This window comes from Streptomyces poriticola (assembly GCF_036689765.1).
Lineage (GTDB): Bacteria > Actinomycetota > Actinomycetes > Streptomycetales > Streptomycetaceae > Streptomyces > Streptomyces poriticola.
Genome location: NZ_JBAGKH010000039.1, coordinates 17,056 through 38,029 on the forward strand (window position 1 = coordinate 17,056; position 20,974 = coordinate 38,029).

Below are 20,974 nucleotides of genomic sequence, written 5' to 3' on the forward strand. Positions count from 1 at the left end.
CGACAACAACCCCGAGGTTCTCGGCTATCTCAAGCGGACATCGATCGAGCTGATCGAGACCCGGCGGCGGCTGGCGGAGCTGACCGAGGCCGCCGCGGAGCCCATCGCGGTCGTGGGTGCCGCCTGCCGCTACCCGGGCGGAGCGGAGACCCCGGAGGCACTGTGGGACCTGGTGCGGTCCGGCCGGGACGCGGTGGCGGACTTCCCCGACGACCGCGGCTGGGACCTGGAGAGCCTCTACGACCCCGATCCGGACCGGCCGAACACGTGTTACACGCGCTCCGGCGGGTTCCTGCCCGACGCCGGCGACTTCGACGCCGGGTTCTTCGGGATCAACCCGCGCGAGGCGCTGGCCGCCGATCCGCAGCAGCGGCTGCTGCTCGAGACCTCGTGGGAGTCCCTGGAACGAGCCGGCATCGACCCGCGGACCCTGCGCTCCAGCGATACCGGAGTGTTCGCCGGACTGGCCTACTTCGGGTACGGGAACCACCACTTCACCCCCGAGGTCATCTCCGGCTACGGGCAGACCGGCTCCCTGCTGAGCGTGGCCTCCGGGCGCGTGGCGTACGTGCTGGGCCTGGAGGGCCCGGCGGTGTCGACCGACACCGCGTGCTCGTCGTCCCTGGTGGCGATCCACCAGGCGGTGCGGTCGCTGCGGCAGGGGGAGTGCGGGCTCGCGCTGGCCGGCGGAGTCACCGTCATGGCGACGACGCAGGTCTTCCGCGAGATGTCCCGGCAGCGGGGCCTGGCGGCGGACGGCCGGTGCAAGGCGTTCTCCGACTCGGCCGACGGCGCCGGATTCTCCGAGGGCGCCGGGGTGCTGGTCCTGGAGCGGCTGTCGGACGCGCGGCGCAACGGACGCCGGGTCTGGGCGCTGATCCGGGGCTCGGCGGTCAACCAGGACGGCGCGTCCAACGGCCTGACCGCACCGAACGGTCCGGCACAGCAGCGGGTCATCCGGGCCGCGCTGGCCGACGCCCGGGTGCGGGCGAGCGACGTGGACGTGGTGGAGGCCCACGGGACCGGTACGAAACTCGGCGACCCGATCGAGGCGCAGGCGCTGCTCGCGACCTACGGCCAGGACCGGGACGGCGACCGGCCGCTGTGGCTGGGGTCGCTGAAGTCCAACATCGGCCACACGCAGGCGGCCGCGGGCGTCGGCGGGGTGATCAAGATGATCATGGCGATGCGGCATCGGACGATGCCCAAGACCCTGCACGTGGACCGCCCCACGACACACGTGGACTGGTCGGCCGGGGCGGTGGAGCTGCTGACCGGGACCATGCAGTGGCCCAGCGCCCGGGGACGGCCGCGGCGGGCGGGCGTGTCCGCCTTCGGGGCGAGCGGCACCAACGCGCACCTGATCCTGGAGGAGCCGCCCGCACCGCCGTCCGGTGACGGGACGACGGCCGACGTCGCCGGTGGCACGGCGGCCGTCGCCCCGACGACGGTGCCGTGGGTCGTGTCGGCGCGCTCGGAGGGAGCCCTGCGGGCGCAGGCGGAGAAGCTGCGCGACTTCGCCGCCGCCGACCCGGAGCTGGACGTCGCCGCCGTCGGACGGTCCCTGGCGACGTGCCGGGCACGGTTCGAGCACCGCGCGGTGGTGCTCGGCCGCGGCCGGGACGAACTGCTGGGCGGCCTCGCGTCGTTGAGCGAGGGCGCCGAGTCCGCCGCGGTACTGCGCGGAGTCGCCGGCGAGCCCGGCGGTACCGTCTTCATGTTCCCCGGGCAGGGCTCCCGGTGGGCCGGGGTGGCGGGACAGCTGTACGACACCTTCCCCGTCTTCGCGCGGAGCCTCGACGAGATCTGCGCACGCTTCGACGCACATCTCCCCTTCGCCCTCAAGCCCCTGCTCCTCGCCGACCGGCCCGCCGAGGACCCGGCCGACCGCACGGACATCGCCCAGCCGGCGCTGTTCGCCCTGCAGGTCGCCCTGTACCGGCTGATCACGCGGTACTGCCCGCCGCCCGGTCACCTGATCGGTCACTCGGTCGGCGAGATCGCCGCCGCGCACGTGTCCGGCGCCCTCGACCCGGACAGCGCCACCCGGCTGGTGGCGGCCCGCGGAAGGATCATGCAGACCGTCGCCGAGCGCGGCGCCATGCTGGCGGTACGCGCCCCCGAGGACGATGTGCGCGCCCTGCTCGCTCGGTACGACCGCGTCGGCGTCGCCGCTGTCAACGGCCCCGGATCGGTCGTCGTCTCGGGCCTGAGCGAGCAGGTCCACGAGCTCCGCGACCACCTGGCCGCCGTCGGCACGTCCGCGAAACTGCTGGCCGTCGGGCATGCGTTCCACTCCCCGCTCATGGACCCCGTCCTGGACGGGTTCGCGGCCGCCCTCGGCGAGCTCCGGGCGAGCGGGACGACGATCCCCGTCGTCTCGTCCCTGCTGGGCCGCGAGGCCACCGAGCAGGAGCTGACGTCCCCCGCGCACTGGGTGCGCCATGTGCGCGAACCCGTCCGCTTCCACGACGCGGTGCGACGCGCCCGCGAGGCCGGGGCGGACGTCTTCCTCGAAGTGGGTCCGGGATCGACGCTCGCCGGCGTCACCAAAGAGGCCTTCGCCCACGAGGGCGTCGACGACGCGGTGGTCCTGTCGGCGTCGCGACCGGACCGCGGGGCGGCGGAGGCGCTCGTCGGCTCGCTCGCCCAACTGCACGTCCGGGGCGGGAGCGTGGACCTGAGCGCCCTGTTCCCGGCCCGCAAGCCGGTGGATCTCCCCACGTACGCGTTCCAGCGGCAGCGGTACTGGCTGGACTTCCCGGCCGGGACCGCAGGCGCGGGCGTGGCCACCGCCGGTCTCACGGCTCCGGACCACCCGTTGCTGGGCGCCGTGGTGGACCATCCCGGCACCGACGAGCTGGTCCTCACCGGCCTGTGGTCGCTGCGCACCCACCCCTGGCTGGCCGACCACGCCGTGTTCGGCACGGTCGTCGTCCCGGCGACGGCCCACCTCGACCTGGCACTGTCGGCGGGCGGCCTCGTCGGCGCCGCCGCGATCGAGGAACTCTCCCTGGAAGTACCCCTGACTCTGCCCGCCTCGGGGAACGTACAGGTGCGGGTCGTCGTCGGAGCCGCCGACGGGACGGGGCGGCGCTCCCTGGAGGTGTTCTCACGCCCCGGCGAGGACGGCCGGACGAGCGGCGGCTGGACCCGGCACGCGACGGGAGGCCTGGCACCGAGCGCACCACGGACGCCCGCGGCCGACGAGGACGCGACCGCACTCGCCGTGTGGCCGCCGGCCGGGGCGCAGCGGCTCGACCTCACGGGCCTGTACGACTCCTTCGCGGACGCCGGTTTCGACTACGGCCCCGCGTTCCGCGGGCTCCGTGAGGTGTGGCGGCGGGGCGAGGACCTCTTCGCGACCGCCGCACTGCCGGTGCCCGCCGCCGGCGACCCGGCCGGCGGCGGGTTCGCCCTGCATCCCGCGCTGATCGACTCCGTGCTGCATGCGGTGGTGGCCGGCGAGGTCATCGAGGTGGACAGCGGTCAGGGCCGGATGCCCTTCTCGTGGTCCGGGGTGGATCTCGCCGGGGAGTGCGGCCCGGTCGTGCGGGTGCGGATCTCCCCGGCGGGCGACGACGCCGTCTCCGTGACCGTCGCCGACGAACGCGGCCGTGCGATCGCCCGGGTCGGGGCGCTGACGTTCCGGCCGGCCACTCCCGAACAGGTGCGCGCGGTGCCCGGTGGGCACCGTCCGTCCCTGTTCGAAGTGGAGTGGCGGCAGGTCCGGCACGGCGAGGACACGACCCCCCGCGGGCCGTGGGCCGTTCTCGGGGCGAAGGACGGTCTGGCCGCCCGGCTCACCGGGACGGGCGGCGTCGGTGCCGGGCCCGCCGCGTCCCTGGACGACCTCCTCCCGGGCGGAGTCCTCTCGGAGGACGTGCTCGCCGGAGAGGCACCCGCGCACCTCGTCCTGTGCCTGGACGACTTCGTCAACGAATCCTCCGGCCCGCTCGCCGCAACCCGCGGCGCGGACCTGCACGTCCTCGGCTCGGTCCAGCGTTTCCTCGCCGAGGAACGGTTCGCCGGAACCACGCTGGTCGTCCTCACCCGGCTGGCGCAGGACACCGGGGGCGGGGAGAGCGTCGAAAGCCTCCCGGGCGCGTCCGTGTGGGGCCTGATGCGCTCCGCCCAGACCGAGCACCCCGGCAGGTTCCGGCTGGTGGACATCGACGACGAGGAAGCATCGTGGGCACGCCTCCCGTACGCGCTCGCCCCCGGGGAGGACCAACTGGCCCTGCGCCACGGCAGGTGCCTCGCCCCCCGTATGGCACCGGCGGCACCCGTGCACCGGCAGCTCGAGCCGCCCCCCGCCGGGCCCCACCGGCTCGGCATCCCGGCCAGGGGGACCCTGGAGAACCTGGCCTGGGTCCCCTGTCCCGCGGTCGAACAGCCGCTCACCAGCGGACAGGTACGCGTCGCCGTGCAGGCCGCGGGGCTCAACTTCCGCGATGTCACCATCGCCCTCGGCCTGGTGGACCGGACCGCCATCGACGCAGGGCTCGGCAGCGAAGGCGCCGGAACCGTCCTGGAGGTGGCGGACGACGTGACCCGTCTGTCGCCGGGCGACCGGGTGACCGGCATCTTCACCGGCGCCTTCGGCCGCGTGGCCGTGGCCGACCACCGGCTGCTCATGCCCGTCCCCGACGGGTGGAGCCACGCCGAGGCGGCGTCCGTGCCGGGTGCCTTCCTCACCGCCTACTACGCGCTCTTCCACCTGAAGAGGCTGGAAAAGGGGCAGCGGATCCTCATCCACGCCGCGGCGAGCGGCGTCGGCATGGCCGCCGTCCAGCTGGCACAGCACATCGGCGCCGAGGTCCATGCCACCGCGAGCCCCGCCAAATGGCCGGCCCTGCGGGCCATGGGACTGGACGACGACCATCTGGCCTCCTCCCGGGACCTGGAGTTCGCGGGCAAGTTCCTGGACCTCACCGGCGGCCGCGGTGTGGACATGGTTCTGAACTCCCTCGCGCACCACTTCGTCGACACCTCGCTGACGCTGCTCCCGGGCGGCGGGAGCTTCATCGAGATGGGCAAGACCGACATCCGCGACCCCCAGCAGGTGGCGGCCGACCACCCGGGAGTCGACTACCGGGCCTTCGACCTCTACGAGGCGGGCCCGGACCTGATCCACGAGATGTTCCGGTCCGTCATGGACCTCTTCGACGAACAGCGGGTGCACCTGAACCCGATCTCCGTCCGGAACGTCCGCGACGCACGCAGCGCGTTCCGTGAGATGAGCCAGGGCCGGCACGTCGGGAAGCTCGTCCTCGAGACCGGCGACGGATTCGGCGGCGGGACGGTACTGGTCACCGGCGGGACCGGGGGCGTGGGTTCACTGGTGGCACGGCACCTGGTCACCGAACACGGGGTGCGCAGCCTGGTGCTGGCCGGCCGCCGGGGCATGGCGGCCGACGGGGCAGCCGAGCTGGTCTCGGCGCTGACGGGCACGGGCGCGCAGGTCAAGGTCGTGGAATGCGACGTCGCGGACCGGGCCGCGGTGGCGGACCTGCTCGCCTGCATGCCCCGGGACCACCCGCTGACCGCGGTCGTGCACGCGGCCGGCGAGCTGGCGGACGGCACCGTCGAGTCGCTGACCGCGGAGAGCCTCGACCGGGCACTGCGTGCCAAGGTCGGCGGTGCGGTCAACCTGCACGAGCTGACCAGAGGTCACACCCTGACGGCGTTCGTCCTGTTCTCCGCCCTCGCCGGGACGCTCGGCACCGCCGGGCAGGCCACCTACGCCGCGGCGAACGGGTTCCTGGACGGTCTGGCGGCGCACCGCCGGGCGACCGGCCTCGTCGGCACCTCGCTGTGCTGGGGCTGGTGGGAACGGCGCAGCGGCATGACCGGGCACCTGGACCGGGCCGACCTCTCCCGGGTACGGCGGATGGGCGTCGCCGCGATGCCGACCCCCGAGGCGCTGGCTCTGTTCGACTCGGCGTGCGCCACCGGCGAACCGGTCCTCGTCCCCGCCCGGCTGGACCTCGCCGCGCTGCGGAACAGGCCCCGCGACGAGCGGCCGCTCCTCCTGCGCGACCTCGTCGACGGCGGACGGCCGCACCGCGCCCGGACGGCCGCACCCGGGCCCGGCACCGCGCACGGCTTTCCCGCCGCAACGGCCACGCTCCCGGCGGCCGAGGCGGAGGCCGCCGTCCTCGACTGGGTCCGCGACCAGGTCGCCACCGTGCTGGGACACCCCTCCGGCGCGGCCGTCGACGCGGACCAGGCCTTCACCCCCATGGGATTCGACTCGCTGACCTCGGTCGAACTGTGCAATCGCCTGGCCTCCGGCACCGGGCTGCGGCTGCCGTCCACAGTGGTCTTCAGCTATCCCACCCCCCGCGAACTGGGCCGGCACCTGTCCGGACTGCTGCGCCCGGCGGGGCGGACGGAGCCGTCCGAGGACGCGGAGATCCGCGAGGTGCTGCGGACCGTCCCGATCGACCGGCTGCGCAGCGCCGGCCTCCTGGAACCGGTCCTGGCCTGCGCCGGTCCGACCGGGCCGGACACCGACGGGCAGCCGGGCCCCGGCGCGGAGGGACTGGCGGGCCTGGACCTGGACGCACTGGTCGACCTGGCCCTGGACGAGAGGGGGAAGTGACATGGAGCACTCCGCGGAGCACCCGGCGGACGGCGCGGACCGGGTGCAGCGCGCGCTGCGTGCGCTGCTCGGGGAACGCGACCGCCTCCGGCAGGAGAACGACGCACTGAGGGCCGGGCGGGCCGAGCCGGTCGCCGTGGTCGCCATGGCGTGCCGCTATCCGGGCGGCGTCTCGTCGCCCGAGGACCTCTGGAGCCTGGTGCGCGACGGCCGCGACGCCGTGGCCGAGTTCCCGCAGGACCGCGGATGGCGGGACGTGTACGACCCGGATCCCGACGCCGTCGGCCGCTCCTACACGCGCCAGGGAGGGTTCCTCACCGGCGTGGCGGACTTCGACGCCGGGTTCTTCGGCATCAGCCCGCGTGAGGCGCTGGCCGTCGATCCGCACCACCGGCTGCTGCTCGAGACCTCGTGGGAGGTCCTCGAGCGGGCCGGCATCGTCCCCGCGGACGTGCGCGGGGCCGACGTCGGTGTCTTCACCGGGGTCAGCTCCTCCGAGTACGGGTGGCGGTTCCTGGAGGCGGACCGCCCCGAGCTGGAGGGTCACCTGCTGTACGGCAGCGCCCCGAGCGTCGCGTCCGGGCGGGTGGCCTACGAACTGGGCCTGACCGGCCCTGCGGTGTCCCTGGACACGGCCTGCTCGTCGTCGCTGGTGGCCCTGCACATGGCGGCGCAGTCGCTGCGCGCGGGGGAGTGCTCGCTCGCGCTGGCGGGCGGGGTGTCGATGATGCCGACGCCTGCGATCTTCGTGGAGTTCTCCCGGCAGCGGGCGCTGTCCCCCGACGGCCGGTGCAGGGCCTTCGCGGACGGCGCCGACGGAACCGGCTGGGCGGAGGGGGTGGGGGTGCTGCTGCTGGAGCGGCTCTCCGAGGCCCGCCGCAACGCCCACCCGGTGCTGGCCGTCCTGCGCGGCTCCGCGGTGAACCAGGACGGGGCCAGCAACGGTCTGACCGCACCCAACGGCCGCGCCCAGGAGAAGGTGATCCGCACGGCCCTGGCCAACGCGGGGGTCTCCGCCGCCGAGGTGGACCTGGTCGAGGCCCACGGCACCGGAACGGTGCTGGGCGATCCCATCGAGGCGGGTGCTCTGCTGGCGACCTACGGGCAGGACCGGGCGCTGGGCAGGCCGCTCTGGCTGGGATCCCTGAAATCGAACATCGGTCACGCCCAGGCCGCCGCCGGGGTCGGCGGCGTCATCAAGGCCGTGCTGGCCATGCGCCACGGCTGGCTGCCGAAGACGCTGCACGTGGACGCGCCCTCGCAGCACGTGGACTGGTCGTCCGGGGCGGTCCGGCTGCTGGTGGAGGGGCGCGCGTGGTCCCGGCCGGACGGTCCGCGGCGGGCCGGGGTGTCGTCGTTCGGGGTCAGCGGCACCAACGCCCACGTCATCCTGGAGGAGGAGCCTGCGCGGGATCCGGCGGAACGGGGCGGTCCGGGACCGGCGGTGGCCGGCGGCCTGGTGCCGTGGGCCGTCTCGGGCAAGGACCCGGCGGCCCTGGCGCGGCAGGCGGGCAGGCTGCACGACCTCGCCGCCGCCCGCCCGGGCCCGGACATCTCCGACGTCGGCTGGTCGCTGGTGTCCTGCCGGTCGCGGTTCCCGCACCGTGCGGTGGCCCTCGGCCGCGACCGGGACGAGCTGCTGCACGGTCTGGCCGCACTGCGCGACGGCGGGGACGCCGCCGGGGTGGTGCGCGGTGCCGCCGCGGACCTCGGGGGTGTCGCTTTCATGTTCCCCGGCCAGGGCTCCCAGTGGACCGGTATGGGACGGCAGTTGTACGCCGCCTTCCCGGTGTTCGCGCGCACTCTGGACGCGTGCGCGGCCGCCCTGGCCGAGTGGACCGACTGGTCGCTGCTGGACGTGGTGCGGGGCGCCGGGGGAGCGCCTCCGCTGGAGCGGGTGGACGTGGTACAGCCGGCGCTCTTCTCGGTGATGGTGTCCATGGCCGCCCTGTGGCGGTCCTGGGGTGTGGAACCGGACGCGGTGGTGGGACACAGCCAGGGCGAGATAGCCGCCGCCCACGTGTGCGGCGCGCTGTCGCTGCGCGACGCCGCCAGAGTCGTGGCACTCCGCAGCAGGGCCCTGACCGAACTGATCGGCCACGGCGGGATGGCGTCCGTCGCGGAGTCCGCGGATCTCGTGGCGGCACGTCTCGCCCCCTGGGGCGACCGCCTCAGCGTCGCCGTCGTCAACGGGCCCCGCTCGGTGGTGGTGTCGGGGGAACCGGACGCACTCGACGAGTTCGTCGGGAAGATGAACGCCGAAGGCGTCCAGGCCCGGAGGATTCCGGTGGACTACGCGTCCCATTCGCCCCAGGTGACCCGGGTCCGCGACCAGGTGATCCGGCCGCTGACCGCGGTGAGCCCGAGGACGTCGGCACTTCCCTTCTACTCCACCCTGCACGGCAGGAGGATCGACACCGCGCAGCTGAACGGCGGCTACTGGTACCGCAACCTGCGCGAACGGGTGCGCTTCGAGACCTCCGTGCGGCGGCTCGTCGACGACGGTCTCCGGGTGTTCGTGGAGATGAGCCCGCACCCCGTGCTGACCTACCCGGTGCAGGAGATGGTCGAGGACCTGGACGGCACGGTGGTCCTGGCCTCCGCGCGGCGGGACCGGGGGGAGGTGGACGCCGTGGTCGGCTCCCTCGCCCAACTGCACGCCCGGGGCGGGACCGTGGACTGGGACGCCTTCTTCGGCGAGCGGCGGCGGGTGGACCTCCCGACCTACGCCTTCGAGCGGCAGCGGTACTGGCTGAGCTCCTCGCACACGCCGGCGGCGGTGGTGGAGAGGCCCCCGACGGAGCCGCCCCCGGCCGGCGGCCGGCCCGTCTCCCTCGCGGACCTGCTCGCCGGCCGGCCCGATGCCGACAGGGAGGCGGTCGTCCTCGACCACGTCCTCGAGAGGGCCGCCGCCGTTCTCGGGCATGCCTCGGGCGAGACCCTCGACCCCGACGGGGAGTTCAAGCGCCTCGGGTTCGACTCGCTCCTCTCGGTGGAGCTGAGCAAACGGCTCGCCGCGACGACGGGCATCAGGCTGAGGGCGAACCTGGTGCTGCGGTACCCGTCACCGAGACTGATCGCCCGGCACATCGTGTCCGCGATGGCCGAACGCGACCCGAAGTGATCCGTGAGTTCCTGCTGTTCCCGGCCTTCTTGCTGAGGGGTTGATCCGAATGCGTTCGTTCGGCGCGTCGTCCGCGCACAAGGGGATGTGGCTGGCGCAGAAGATGTCTCCCGACATGCTGAACCACGCGCTGGCCATGTGGGAGGTGGACGGTGGACTGGACGCGGCGGTCATGGAATCGGCGATGCTGCGCGTACTGGACGAGGCGGAGGTCCTGCGCGTCACCTTCGTGGACGACGGCGGCGGACTGCGGCTGGTACCCCGGGAGCTGGGGGACTGGCGGCCCTTTCACCTGGATCTGAGTGCCGAGGCCGACCCGGAGCAGGCTGCGCGCGAAGCGCTGGCCGACATGGTGCGGCAGCCGTTCGACCTCGAGCGGGACCTGCTCCTCCGGCTCGGCGTGGTCACCCTCGCGGCGGACCGCTCACTGGTGGTGATCTCCTACCACCACCTCGTATCGGACGGATACGGTGCCGGCGGCCTGCTCTCGCGCCGCATCGCCGAGGTGTACACCGCGCTGCGGCGGGGCCACCGGGTACCGGAGCCGCCGTACCCCTGGGACGCCGGGTCGTACGCGGCCCTGGCCGAGGAGTACAACGCCTCCGAGAGGTTCACCGACGACACCGCCTTCTGGCGCGACTACCTGGCGCACGCGCCCGCACCCGCCCAGGTCCCCGGCGTCGCCCTGTCCGACGCGCGGCGCGCCGCGCTCTCCGAGCCGCTGAGCGGCGCCGACCGCTGGTCGGAGGTGGCCGGTTCGATCGGGATGGCGAGCCGGACCCTGACCGTCCCGCGCGCCGAGGCGGACACCTGGACCGAGACCGCCAAGTCCCTGGGCGTCTGGATGTCCTCGCTGCTGACCGCGGCCACGGCCGTCTTCCTCCGCCACCGCTGCGACCGTCCCGAGTTCCTCCTGTCGCTGGCCGTGGGAAACCGCACCGGGGCCGCGGGCCGGACACCCGGTCTGGCGGTCAACGTGGTGCCGGTGCGGATGCGGGTGCCGCTCGGCACCTCCTTCGCCGGGATCGCCGACGCGGTGGTGGACGAGACGTACGAGATCTTCGGGCGGACCGGCTGCCACTACTCGGACATCCAGCGCGCGTGCGGCACCGTCCTGAGCGGTCGGGGCAGCTTCGGAGCCGTCCTGAACGTCGTCGACTTCGTGGAACAGATCCACTTCGCCGGCCGCCCGGGGCGCTACTTCTCCGCGACGACCGGCACCTTCGACGAACTGTCGATCGGCTTCTGCACCGACGGCAGCCCCGACAGCGACCTGTTCCTCCGGCTCGACGCCCCCGCGGCCCTCTACTCCCGCGCGGAGCTGCGTGCCATCGGCGAGGACCTGCTCGACCACATCCGGGCCGTGCCGGCCGCCGCTCCGCACACGCCGGTCGGCGCGCTGGACGTGCGGAACGGCACCGGGCCGGACCGGCTGCCGGCGCGGCCGGACGACACGGCCGCGCCGCTGCCGGGGCTGACGGTCCCGGAGCTGTTCGCCCGCCAGGTGGAGCGGGCCCCCGACGCCGTCGCGATGGTGTCCGGGGACACCACGGTGTCCTACCGGGAACTGGACGCGCGCTCGAACCGCCTGGCCGCGGCGGTGCGGCGGCGGAACGTCGGGCCCGAGACGGTCGTGGCGGTCGCGCTGCCCCGGTCGGTGGATCTGGTCGTCGCCCTGCTGGGGGTGGTGAAGGCGGGCGGCGCCTATCTTCCGGTCGATCCGGAGTACCCGGCGGAGGGGAGCGCCGCTGACGCGGCGCGCCTCCTGCTCACCGACACCGCGACCGCCGCCGCGCTCCCGGCCGGTCCGGACATCCCGGTCCTGCTGCTCGACGACCTCCGGACGGAAGCCGTCGACGGGGCGGGCACGGTCCCGGTCCCGCCGCGCCAGGACAGTCTGCTGGCGGTGCTGCACGGCGGCGCACCGGCCGGTGCGGACACCCGGGTCGCCGTGACACACCGGAACCTGGAGCGGTTCGTGCTGGACCGCAACTGGCGGGACGGAAGCCGTGGCACCGTGCTGTGGCACGCGCCGCACACCACCGACGCGCTCGCCCTCGAGGTCTGGGTGCCGCTGCTCAACGGCGGCCGGGTCGTCGTGGCCCCTCCGGGGGAGCTGGACACCGCCGCCCTGCCCGCGCTCCGGGAGTCCGACGGGATCTCCACCGTCTGGCTGCCCCCGGGCACGTTCGCGGCGGTCGCGGCCGGACGCCCCGAGTGCCTCGCCGGGCTGCGCGAGGTGTGGACCGGCGGGGACCGCGTCCCCGCTGCCGCCGTACGCCGTGTGCGGGAGGCCTGCCCCGAGATGACCATCGTCGACGCCCACGGCCCCACGGAGGCCACCCTGTCCGCCGCCTGCCGGCGTCTGACGCCGGAGGAGCCCGCCCACGGAGCGGGCGTCCTCGGTCCCATGGACCACACCGCCCTCCACGTCCTGGGACCGGGGCTCGCGCCGGTCCCCGCCGGCGTGGCGGGAGAGCTGTACGTGGCCGGACCCGGTGTGGCGCGCGGTCGTCCCGGGGAGCCCGCACGGACGGCGGAGCGGTTCGTGCCCTGCCCGTTCGGGCCGCCCGGCGGACTGATGTACCGGACCGGGGACCGGGTGCGGTGGGACGGCGAGGGGCGCCTCGAGTACGTCGGACGGTCGGACGCCCAGGCGGACGTCCGCGGCTTCCGGGTCGAACTGGCCGACGTCGAGGAGGCTTTGTCCGAACACCCGGGGCTCGCCCAGTCGGTCGCTGTCGTGCGGCGCGACGACTCCGGTCAGCAGAGGCTGGTGGCCTACGTGGTCCCAGGCGGCGGAGCCGGCGTCTCGGGCGAGGAGCTCCGCGGGTTCGCCGCGGGGCGGTTGCCGGAGTCCATGGTGCCGTCCGTGTTCGTGGTGCTGGACCGGCTGCCGGTGACGGCGGGCGGACGGGTGGACCGGGCGGCGCTGCCGGATCCGTCGCTCGACGACGGGTCGTACCGGGCACCGCGCAACCACACCGAGCGGGTCCTGGCCGGGGCGTTCGCGGACGTGCTCGAGGTGGAACGGGTCGGCATCGACGACGACTTCTTCGACATCGGGGGCAACTCACTGCGCGCGATCAGACTCGTCGGCCTGATCCGCGCCGAGCTGGACCAGGAGGTGTCCATCCGCAAGCTGTTCGCGGCGCGCACCATCGCCGGTCTGTCGGACCTGTGGGGGGACGTCGCCCGGTCGAGCAGGCCCGCACTCCGCAGGAGGACGAAGGACGGCGAGGTCCTCTGAGTCCGAACGGGGCCACCGCGCCCGCCGCCGGCGGCGCGCGGGCCGCGAGCCGCCGGCCCTCCACCCCGAGCCCACCCCGACAACGGTCCTTCTGGCGGGAGAATTCTCCATGAGTCAACGTGAACCCGAGATCCACGACGTGGTCGGCGTCGGGTTCGGTCCGTCCAACCTGTCCCTGGCCATCGCCCTGCAGGAGTGCCGGACGAGCGGTCCGGACCAGGAGGTCAGCGCCCTCTTCCTGGAGCGCCAGCCCTCCTTCGGCTGGCACCGCAACATGCTGCTGCCGTCGGCGACCATGCAGATCTCCTTTCTCAAGGACCTGGTCACCTTCCGCAACCCGACATCGAGTTTCAGCTTCGTCGCGTTCCTGCACGCGTCGGGGCGGCTCCCGCGGTTCGTCAACAACCAGGACTTCTTCCCCACGCGCGAGGAGTTCCACCAGTACCTCGAGTGGGCGCAGGCCCGGGTGGCCGACCGCGTCGAGTACGGCTCGGAGGTGAGGTCGATCCGGCTGGTTCCGGGCGGTGCTCCGGAGGCGGACCGGCTGCGGCTGGACGTCGCCGGCAGTGCCCGCCGGGCCGGGCGCGTGGTCGAGGCACGGAACGTGGTGGTCTCCACGGGCCTGGTCCCGAACATGCCCGAGGGAACCGAGCGGGACGAACGGGTCTGGCACAGCTCCGAGTTCCTGGAGAAGTACCGCCGGACGGACCCGCCGAAGCTGCGGCGGGTGGCGGTGGTCGGGGCGGGCCAGAGCGCCGCCGAGATTACCAGGTTCCTCTACGACGAGCTTCCGCACGCCGAGGTGTACTCGGTCATCCCCTCCTACGGGTACTCCGTGGCGGACGACACCCCCTTCGCGAACCAGGTCTTCGATCCCGGGGCCGTCGACGACTACTACTTCGGCACCGAGCAGACCCGTGAGGCGTTCTGGCGGTACCACCGCAACACGAACTACTCGGTCGTGGACGACGAGGTGATCCGGGACCTGTACCGCAGGGCGTACGACGACGAGGTACGAGGCGTCGAACGGCTTCGGTTCCTCAACCTCACGAGGGTCACCGGGGTGAAGCGCGTCGGCGCCGAGACCCGCGTCTCACTCCAGGTGGGCCCCGACGCGGAGGTGCGCGAACTCGACTGCGACGCGCTGGTCTGCGCGACCGGCTACCGCGGGATGGAGCCCACCGGCCTGCTCGGCGACCTCGACCGGCACTGTCTGCGCGACGGGGCGGGCCGGTACCGGATCGAGCGGGACTACCGCGTCGTCACCGACCCGGAACTGACCTGCGGAATCTACCTCCAGGGCGGCACCGAGCACAGCCACGGCCTGACCTCCTCGCTGCTGTCGAACATCGCCGTCCGCAGCGGGGAGATCGCCGGCTCGATCGTCGCCCGGCGTGCCGGGCGGAACGCCGGGCGCCCGGTCGCGGTCCCCGTCGAGGTCGGCGGCGACCTCCACTGAACGCACGCCCGACGAGGGGAACGCACATGAGGAGCCCGGACGACGAGCGCTGGATACGCCGCTTCCACGACGACGACGGGTACGGGACCAAGCTCGTCTGCTTCCCGCACGCCGGCGGCTGGACGAGCGCGTACGGCGGCTGGCCCGGACCGCTGCCGCCGGACGTCGGAGTGCTCGCCGTCCGGTACCCGGGCCGCGAGGACCGGCTCGGTGATCCGTTCCCGTCCACGCTGGAAGCCCTTGCCGACGACGTCGCGGAGGCACTCGAAGGGCTGACGCGGCACCGGCTGGTGCTGTTCGGCCACAGCATGGGCGCCTCGGTGGCCCACGAGGTGGCGCTGCGCCTCCAGAAGCGGGGGCGTCCTCCGGCCGCCCTGTGCGTGTCGGGCAGGCGCCCGCCGCATCTGCTGGACGGCCGGCAGCGTCTCCTGGGCACCGACGAGGAGATCATCGCGGGGATCGTGCGCCTCGACGAGAGCCGGGCCGCGGTGTTCGCGGAACCCGAACTGCGGGAGCTGCTGCTCCCCGCGATCCGCGCGGACTACCGGCTGGTGGACGAGTACGACGGTGGCCACCGCCCCCCGCTCGACTGCCCGGTGCACGCCTACACCGGCCAGGACGATCCCGAAGTGACCCCGGAGCAGATGCGCGGCTGGGCGGACCTGACCAACGGCGCCTTCCGTCTCCTGGCGCTGCCCGGCGGGCACTTCTACCTCAGAGCCGGGGAACCCGCGCTCCTGGCGGATCTGGGGGATGTCCTCCGGCACCTCGAGCACCGCACGGAGGGCGTCTCCTGACCGGCCGGCAGGCTTGCTGGGCGTGCTGCGGTCCGGCGCGGGCGCTGCGCGAGAGGGCGCGGGCCCCGGAGAGCGGGGGAATTTTTCTCTCCGGGGCCCGCGAGTACGGCACCGGGCAGCCGCGCGGTGCGGCAGCGATACCGTGATCATGGAGGACCGGTCACCGCCCGTCGGCACCGGATGGGGCAACGGCGTCCGGCGAGGTGACGGAGGCCCCGCGCCCGGATTGCCGTCCGCGACGGTCGAACGATGGTGTCATCGTGGCACCTTTCTGACCCCAGTGCAAGGCGCGTCCCGTGAACCGGACGCGCACCGCCGCTCGGCGACGTGGTCGCCGAGCGGCGATCGGTTCATTCGCGCCGTCGCCGGCCAGGTCGCGTCCGGCAACGCCGGTCCGGGGCCCGGGCCGTGGCAGGGCGGCGCCGACTTCTTCCGGTCAACGTCGAGGCGAGGAGGACCCGCCGCGCCGCCGCTTCCGGCGGCGCGAATCCACAGGTCGCGGCAGCGGCCTCGGGAGCGGGAGCAGGCCTCGGACGCCTCGATGCCGCTGTTGCGCGCCATATTGGCTCGACCTGGTACTAGACTTGGCGCCAGACAATGCCATCATGGCACTCGGTAACCGGACGCCGTCGCTACGGCAGGTGCGGCGCCGGGCCGCGGGGCGGCGGCGGGGTGAGGCCGTGCAGGCGACGGAAGGTGTACGCGGCGGAGATGAGGGCCATGTGGTGGTACCAACCCGGAAACGAGCGCCCCTCGAAGTCCAGCAGTCCGAAGTCCTGCTCCAGGGAATCGATCACGCTCGTGGTCCCGCCGGTCAGTGCCGCGATCGCGGCGACCGCCCCGAGGGTGTGGTGGGCGAGGCTGGTGAGCCACAGCCGGCCGGATGCGCGGGTGGGGCCCACCTCCATGAACAGCCGGTAGGGCGGGCCGCAGGAGCGCCCCGGGGCGCTGCCCGGAAGGTGGATGAGGGACGTCTGGAGGCTGGTGGTGCGCTGCCGTCCGTCGGGAAGCGGGACGACGTCCGTCTCCGGGCTCTGTGCCAGGACCAGGGTCCGCGCACTCACCGGTGCGGGGGCGGCCTCACCGACGGGGAGCACGGCGAGGTGCGGCGGCACCGCGACCACGACGTCACGGCGCCGCTTGGCCAGTCCGCGCAGCAGGTGCCCCACGTCGGGTTCGTTGCTCATGTCGGCGAGAACCACGGAGGACGGGGAGCCCAGCCGGGCCGTCAGCCGGTCGACGAGCCGGAGCGCGTGCGCCCACATCGGCCGGTACCGCTCGGAGTCCGGTATGCGGGCCTCCCTGCGCCGCCCGGCATCCTGCGTCCAGGCCGCCGGCAGGTGCAGACACCAGTCGACGGGAATCTGCGCCGGACCCACGCAGAGGAAGGCACCCAGCCCCAGCTGGCAGTTGAGCGTACGGCCCGACTGCAGGTCGAAGTGGCGGTGCACGCCCACCGACTTCTCACCCCGTTTGGGCAGCACGGCCCGGCCGATGGGCCACACGGGCTCCGGGCGTCGGTGCGCCACCCAACGGGTGATCTCCTCCATGACATCACCGAAGTCCCACGGGCTGAGACTGACGAACTGGCGCAGGGACTGTACGACGGAGGGGTCGCGGGAGATTCCGGCGGCAATCCTGCGCACCGACTTCTTGCCCGGCGTGACGAGTAACCCGCTCAGATAGGCGTGGGCCCACTTGCGTTGGTCGATCCGGCGTAAGCTCCTGAAGATCGTTCCGCTGAAGTGTTCCAGTGACGAATCCGAATCGACGGTGTACGACGCATGGCGCGAAGTCGACGAGGTCTGCGGTGGGGCCGTTTCCATGCCGCGACAACTCCCCCGAGGTTACTGGCCGTGTGGCGGTTGAGTGTAGGACGCGCTCCACGGTGGCGCCACCGTCAGGTTCCCTGGCTTTATCCGGCACCTCGGACGGCGCAGGGACCGGTGCCACGGGGAGCGGGGCCCGCCGCGTCCGCCCGCCGCGTCTCGACGCTGCCGCCGACTCCGCTCTTTGCCATCACGCGTCCGTGACCTGCAGAGATGTGCCGTCCCTAGGTGCTGTCGAAGAGGTGGAGGGCAGGGGGCCGCTGTGGCGTCAGGGGTGGTCCTGACTGGTGCGACGGCTGGTTCGAAGTCCGGCTTCCGCATGCGCCTGCAACGTAATCGCGCCATCAGCGGACCGGATCGCGCGTCAAGGGAACGTTCGAACTCCGTAAAGTAGTGCTCGATGGTGCCAAGATCCTTGAACTGGTGCCGCTGCCGGGGTCTACTCAGGGGCCACAGCAATTGGCCACCCCGCCGGCACTGGTGACCGGACATTTCCCGGTTCATCCAGGTCGTCGCCGCGCAACCGCGGGCGGTGGTCATTGTTCTCTGTATGCATGCAGTAAACGAGGTGAATGCTTCCGTGTTCAGCGGGGGTCACCGCGAACCCACTCGGTGTATAAGCGCGTCGACTCGGGGGGCATGATGGCGAATCAGGTCGGGGAATGCAAGGAATCCAGATCGGTCATATTCGGCAGGCCCGCAGGGACCGCGCCGCGGAACCGCAGGGCCGGTGGCGCGGAGTCACGGCGCGATCAGGTACTCACGACGAAGGTGGGGCTGCACATCCCCGTCGGACTCGCGTTCGAGGAGTGGGAACACGCGGGGCGTCAGCTCTCCGGGCTGCTCAACTCGTCGTCCTGGTGGCTGGGGGACTGGCTGGTGTACGGCAAGGCCCACTACGCCGACCGCTATGAGCGCGGCATCCGCGCGGCCGGGCTCCAGTACCAGACGCTGCGCAACTACGCATGGGTCTCCCGCCGGTTCGAACTGGACCGGCGCCGGCCCGCGCTCAGCTTCCAGCACCACGCCGAGCTGGCATCGCTGCCGGTCGACGCGCAGGAGACCTGGCTGGACCGCGCCGAGCGGCTGCAGTGGAGCACCAAGCAACTGCGCAACTCCATCCGGAGCGAGCGCGAGGGGAGGTCACCGCAGCAGGACACCGCGGCGGCGACGCGTCGGCTCGCCGTGCCCGGCAACCGGCTCCAGTGGTGGCACCAGGCGGCGGCACAGGCCGGCACCGAGCTGGAGGAGTGGGTGATGGCCACCCTCGATGCGGCCGCCAGCCAGGTGCTGGAGAACTCCGAACGGCGCCTGTCCCTGGACTGAGTCCTGCGGCACAGGGTGACCGGGCTGTGGGGCCCGACTCCGGCCGGAGCCGGGCCCCACAGCGGGATCGGGGCGGCCGGGCCCCTCGCCCCCCGCGGCCCGTGAGGTTCAGGGCCCCGTCGGGGGCAGCCTGCTCATGAGTTCGGCCGTGTCCCGGTGCCGACTGCACTCGCGTGCGCCGAACGATTTCTGTACCCTTTCCCGGACCTCGGCCGGCTGCTCCTGGCTGAGTTTGAACATTCCCTGGGAACCCGTCACCGCTATCCGGAACGCGCCGACCCCGGAGACGATTTCCCGGAAGTACCCGATCGATTCCGACTGGTCCCAGTCGGCTCCGAACCGGGCTTCGAAGGACAGTGCGGTGGCCCGCACGACATCGAGGGTCTCCTCGATCGAATCGATTTTCTCCACCACCCCGCGCACATGCGCGGACGTGAAGTTCCACGTCGGTGCGGCCGGCGTGGTTCCGTACACCGAGGGCGAGACATACGCGTGCGGCCCGGTGAAAGCCAGCAGAACCACGTCTCCCGTGCTCAGCGCCCGCCACTGCGGATTGGCCCTGTTCATGTGTCCCAGCAGGGTGGCGCCCACCAGGTCGTCGGGCCACTCGCCGGTCGTCCGGGGGTCCGGGATCACGGGAAGATGCGTGGCGAACGGGCCGTCGTCGGCGCTCCCGTTGATCACTGCCAGTGCCAGTGGGTTCTGGCGTATCAGATCGGCTATCCATGAACCGTCCGGTTCGCGGTAGTGACGGGGAACGAACATCCGGACATCACACCCCTCGTTGGTCAGCGGTCCAGCCCCGGGACCAATTTCCGAAGACTAACGGCACATTGCAAGGACGCCGAGGTTCCGGGACCTTTTCCTTCCGCCGCCCGGCCGGCTCCGTTCGCTGTCCTGTCAGCGGGACAGCACGGTGGAATTCGAGGTCCGGCCGGCGCGGCGCAAGGAGTGCACCGGCGGTTCTCCCGGGAATTCCGCACATCCGCGTGCTGCCTCAGGCCGATGGCGAAGGCTCCTCGCAGTACTCGGCGTCGAGAATGGGCAGGACGGTCTCCGCTCCCCAGCTGCTGTTGTAGTTGACGGTGATCTGGTGGCTGCCGTCCTCCGTGGTGGCGGCCAGGGTGAGCCACCCCACCGTGCCGCCGTCGTGGTACCAGAACGGGGTGCCGCAGCTCGTCGTGAACCGCTCGATGCCGAGCCCGTAGGACGAGCCGGGGAAGTCCGGGTTGTCGACGGTGGTCTTCATCGCCTTCAGCTGGCGCGGCGGCAGCAGCTTCCCGCGCATCAAGGCCCGGTAGAACCGGTTGAGATCGCCCACACTGGAGATGATGTCGCCGTCGCCCCAGCCCTGGGACCCGTTCATCTCGGTGACGTCGTCGATCCGGTCCGGCGCCGACGGGAACAGTCTGGCGTAGCCGCGGCTGCTCGGCCGGGGCAGGCGGACGCTGTCACCGGGGTGGGACGTCGCCCTGAGCCGCAGCGGCTCGATGATCCGGTCGCGCACCTCGTCCTCGTACGTCCTGCCGCCGATCCGCTCGACGATCAGCGCGGCCAGGATGTCGTTGGTGTGCGAGAACCAGTGCCTGGCACCGGGTCCGAACAGGGGCTCGTGGGAGAGGGCCACCTTCACCCGCCGCTCGGGAGTCAGGGTGTCGTACCGGTGCCGCAGGAAGCCCTCGCCCACCAGGTACGTCCTGCCGTACTCCTCGTCGGCGAGGTAGTCGAACAGGCCACTGGTGTGGTTGAGGAGCTGCCGCACGGTGATCCTGCGGCCGTCGTTGCCGTTGCCCCTCACCAGGCCGGGCAGATACCGCTCCACGGGATCGTCGAGACGGAGCCGCCGCTCCGCCTCCATCTGGAGGAGCACGGTCGCCACGAACGTGTTGGTGATGCTGCCGACCCGGAACCGGTCGTTCGTGCGGCGCGGCGCACCCGTGCGCAGACTGCCGACGCCCGAGGCCGAGGACCACACCCCGGCGGTGTCCCGCGCCTGGGCGGTGACGCCGGGGACACCGGCTGCCACGGCCGCGTCCAGCGCCCGCTGCGTGGCCCGGTGGCCGTCCGGCGGGGCCGCGGTGTCCGGTGCCGCCTGGGCGGGAGCCGTGAAGGCGGTGGCCGCCAGCACGGTGGCCGCCGCCAATCCGGCCAGGGCGGCCTCGAAGCGCTTGCGTGTCGTCATTCCGTGCTCCTGGGAGTCGTCTGTACTCGGCACTCGGCTGTTCCGTACCTCGTGCGCCGTCCGTCGACGGACGCATGGATCACCCAGCCGCGGGGGCCGGGAGGAGCACGCGTCCGGGAACGGGCAGTGCCTCGCCGGCTCCGTCCACCCGCCGGCCGGCGGGACGGAGTTCGGCGTACGGGACCGTGCAGGGGCCACTGGCGGGTGCCGATGTCACCGGATGCGGCGACGGCCACCGCCGGGTCCGGGGCGGCCGTCACGTCCGGTTCACGGCGCGGACCGGTCAGGTGTGTCGGGCCTCAGGCGCACCAACGAGAGCACACCCCGCGGCACCCGGGCAACGGTCCCCGCCCCGCCCCGTCCTGTGCCGTCGTCCCGCCGACGGGACACCGGACAGTTC

9 protein-coding genes are annotated in these 20,974 nt (G+C 73.0%); 6 read left to right on the plus strand and 3 right to left on the minus strand.

The window, feature by feature from the left end; genetic code table 11:
* The first annotated feature begins 112 nt into the window (after positions 1–112).
* From V5O46_RS28960 to V5O46_RS28980, 5 genes are all read left to right on the plus strand, one after another.
* Positions 113–6,607, plus strand: coding sequence for a type I polyketide synthase (locus tag V5O46_RS28960; protein ID WP_408649077.1), 6,495 nt, complete (start codon positions 113–115; stop codon positions 6,605–6,607).
* A gap of 1 nt (position 6,608) precedes the next feature.
* Positions 6,609–9,731 carry a type I polyketide synthase gene (locus tag V5O46_RS28965; RefSeq protein ID WP_332887682.1) on the plus strand — a complete coding sequence of 1,041 codons (3,123 nt, stop codon included), beginning with the start codon at positions 6,609–6,611 and terminating at the stop codon, positions 9,729–9,731.
* 49 nt (positions 9,732–9,780) lie between these two features.
* Complete coding sequence (locus V5O46_RS28970) at positions 9,781–12,981, plus strand: non-ribosomal peptide synthetase (protein ID WP_332887683.1); 3,201 nt, start codon at positions 9,781–9,783, stop codon at positions 12,979–12,981.
* 109 nt (positions 12,982–13,090) lie between these two features.
* A complete protein-coding gene (locus V5O46_RS28975; RefSeq protein WP_332887684.1) occupies positions 13,091–14,440 on the plus strand; it encodes a lysine N(6)-hydroxylase/L-ornithine N(5)-oxygenase family protein in 1,350 nt (449 codons plus the stop codon).
* 26 nt (positions 14,441–14,466) lie between these two features.
* Positions 14,467–15,237 carry a thioesterase II family protein gene (locus V5O46_RS28980; RefSeq protein ID WP_332887685.1) on the plus strand — a complete coding sequence of 257 codons (771 nt, stop codon included), beginning with the start codon at positions 14,467–14,469 and terminating at the stop codon, positions 15,235–15,237.
* Between the two features lie 632 nt (positions 15,238–15,869).
* Here the strand turns inward: V5O46_RS28980 and V5O46_RS28985 are convergent.
* Positions 15,870–17,063, minus strand: a complete 1,194-nt coding sequence (locus V5O46_RS28985; protein ID WP_332887686.1) for an IS701 family transposase — start codon at positions 17,061–17,063, stop codon at positions 15,870–15,872.
* 774 nt (positions 17,064–17,837) lie between these two features.
* On the opposite strand from V5O46_RS28985, the gene V5O46_RS28990 reads away from it, so the two are divergent.
* The gene (locus V5O46_RS28990; RefSeq protein WP_332887687.1) at positions 17,838–18,392 is read left to right on the plus strand and encodes an LmbU family transcriptional regulator; all 555 of its coding nucleotides are present in this window, start codon (positions 17,838–17,840) and stop codon (positions 18,390–18,392) included.
* Between the two features lie 108 nt (positions 18,393–18,500).
* Here V5O46_RS28990 and V5O46_RS28995 read toward each other — a convergent pair whose 3' ends face one another.
* Both V5O46_RS28995 and V5O46_RS29000 read right to left on the minus strand, forming a co-directional pair.
* Positions 18,501–19,157, minus strand: coding sequence for an FMN-binding negative transcriptional regulator (locus tag V5O46_RS28995; RefSeq protein WP_332887688.1), 657 nt, complete (start codon positions 19,155–19,157; stop codon positions 18,501–18,503).
* A gap of 232 nt (positions 19,158–19,389) precedes the next feature.
* Positions 19,390–20,574, minus strand: coding sequence for a serine hydrolase domain-containing protein (locus V5O46_RS29000; protein WP_332887689.1), 1,185 nt, complete (start codon positions 20,572–20,574; stop codon positions 19,390–19,392).
* Between the last annotated feature and the right edge of the window lie 400 nt (positions 20,575–20,974).

Excerpts from the sequence above, each read along its gene's own strand:
- V5O46_RS28965 (WP_332887682.1), top strand. The coding sequence starts at position 6,609 with ATGGAGCACTCCGCGGAGCACCCGGCGGACGGCGCGGACCGGGTGCAG.
- V5O46_RS28970 (WP_332887683.1), top strand. The coding sequence starts at position 9,781 with ATGCGTTCGTTCGGCGCGTCGTCCGCGCACAAGGGGATGTGGCTGGCG.
- V5O46_RS28975 (WP_332887684.1), top strand. The coding sequence starts at position 13,091 with ATGAGTCAACGTGAACCCGAGATCCACGACGTGGTCGGCGTCGGGTTC.
- V5O46_RS28980 (WP_332887685.1), top strand. The coding sequence starts at position 14,467 with ATGAGGAGCCCGGACGACGAGCGCTGGATACGCCGCTTCCACGACGAC.
- V5O46_RS28985 (WP_332887686.1), bottom strand. The coding sequence starts at position 17,063 with ATGGAAACGGCCCCACCGCAGACCTCGTCGACTTCGCGCCATGCGTCG.
- V5O46_RS28995 (WP_332887688.1), bottom strand. The coding sequence starts at position 19,157 with ATGTTCGTTCCCCGTCACTACCGCGAACCGGACGGTTCATGGATAGCC.
- V5O46_RS29000 (WP_332887689.1), bottom strand. The coding sequence starts at position 20,574 with ATGACGACACGCAAGCGCTTCGAGGCCGCCCTGGCCGGATTGGCGGCG.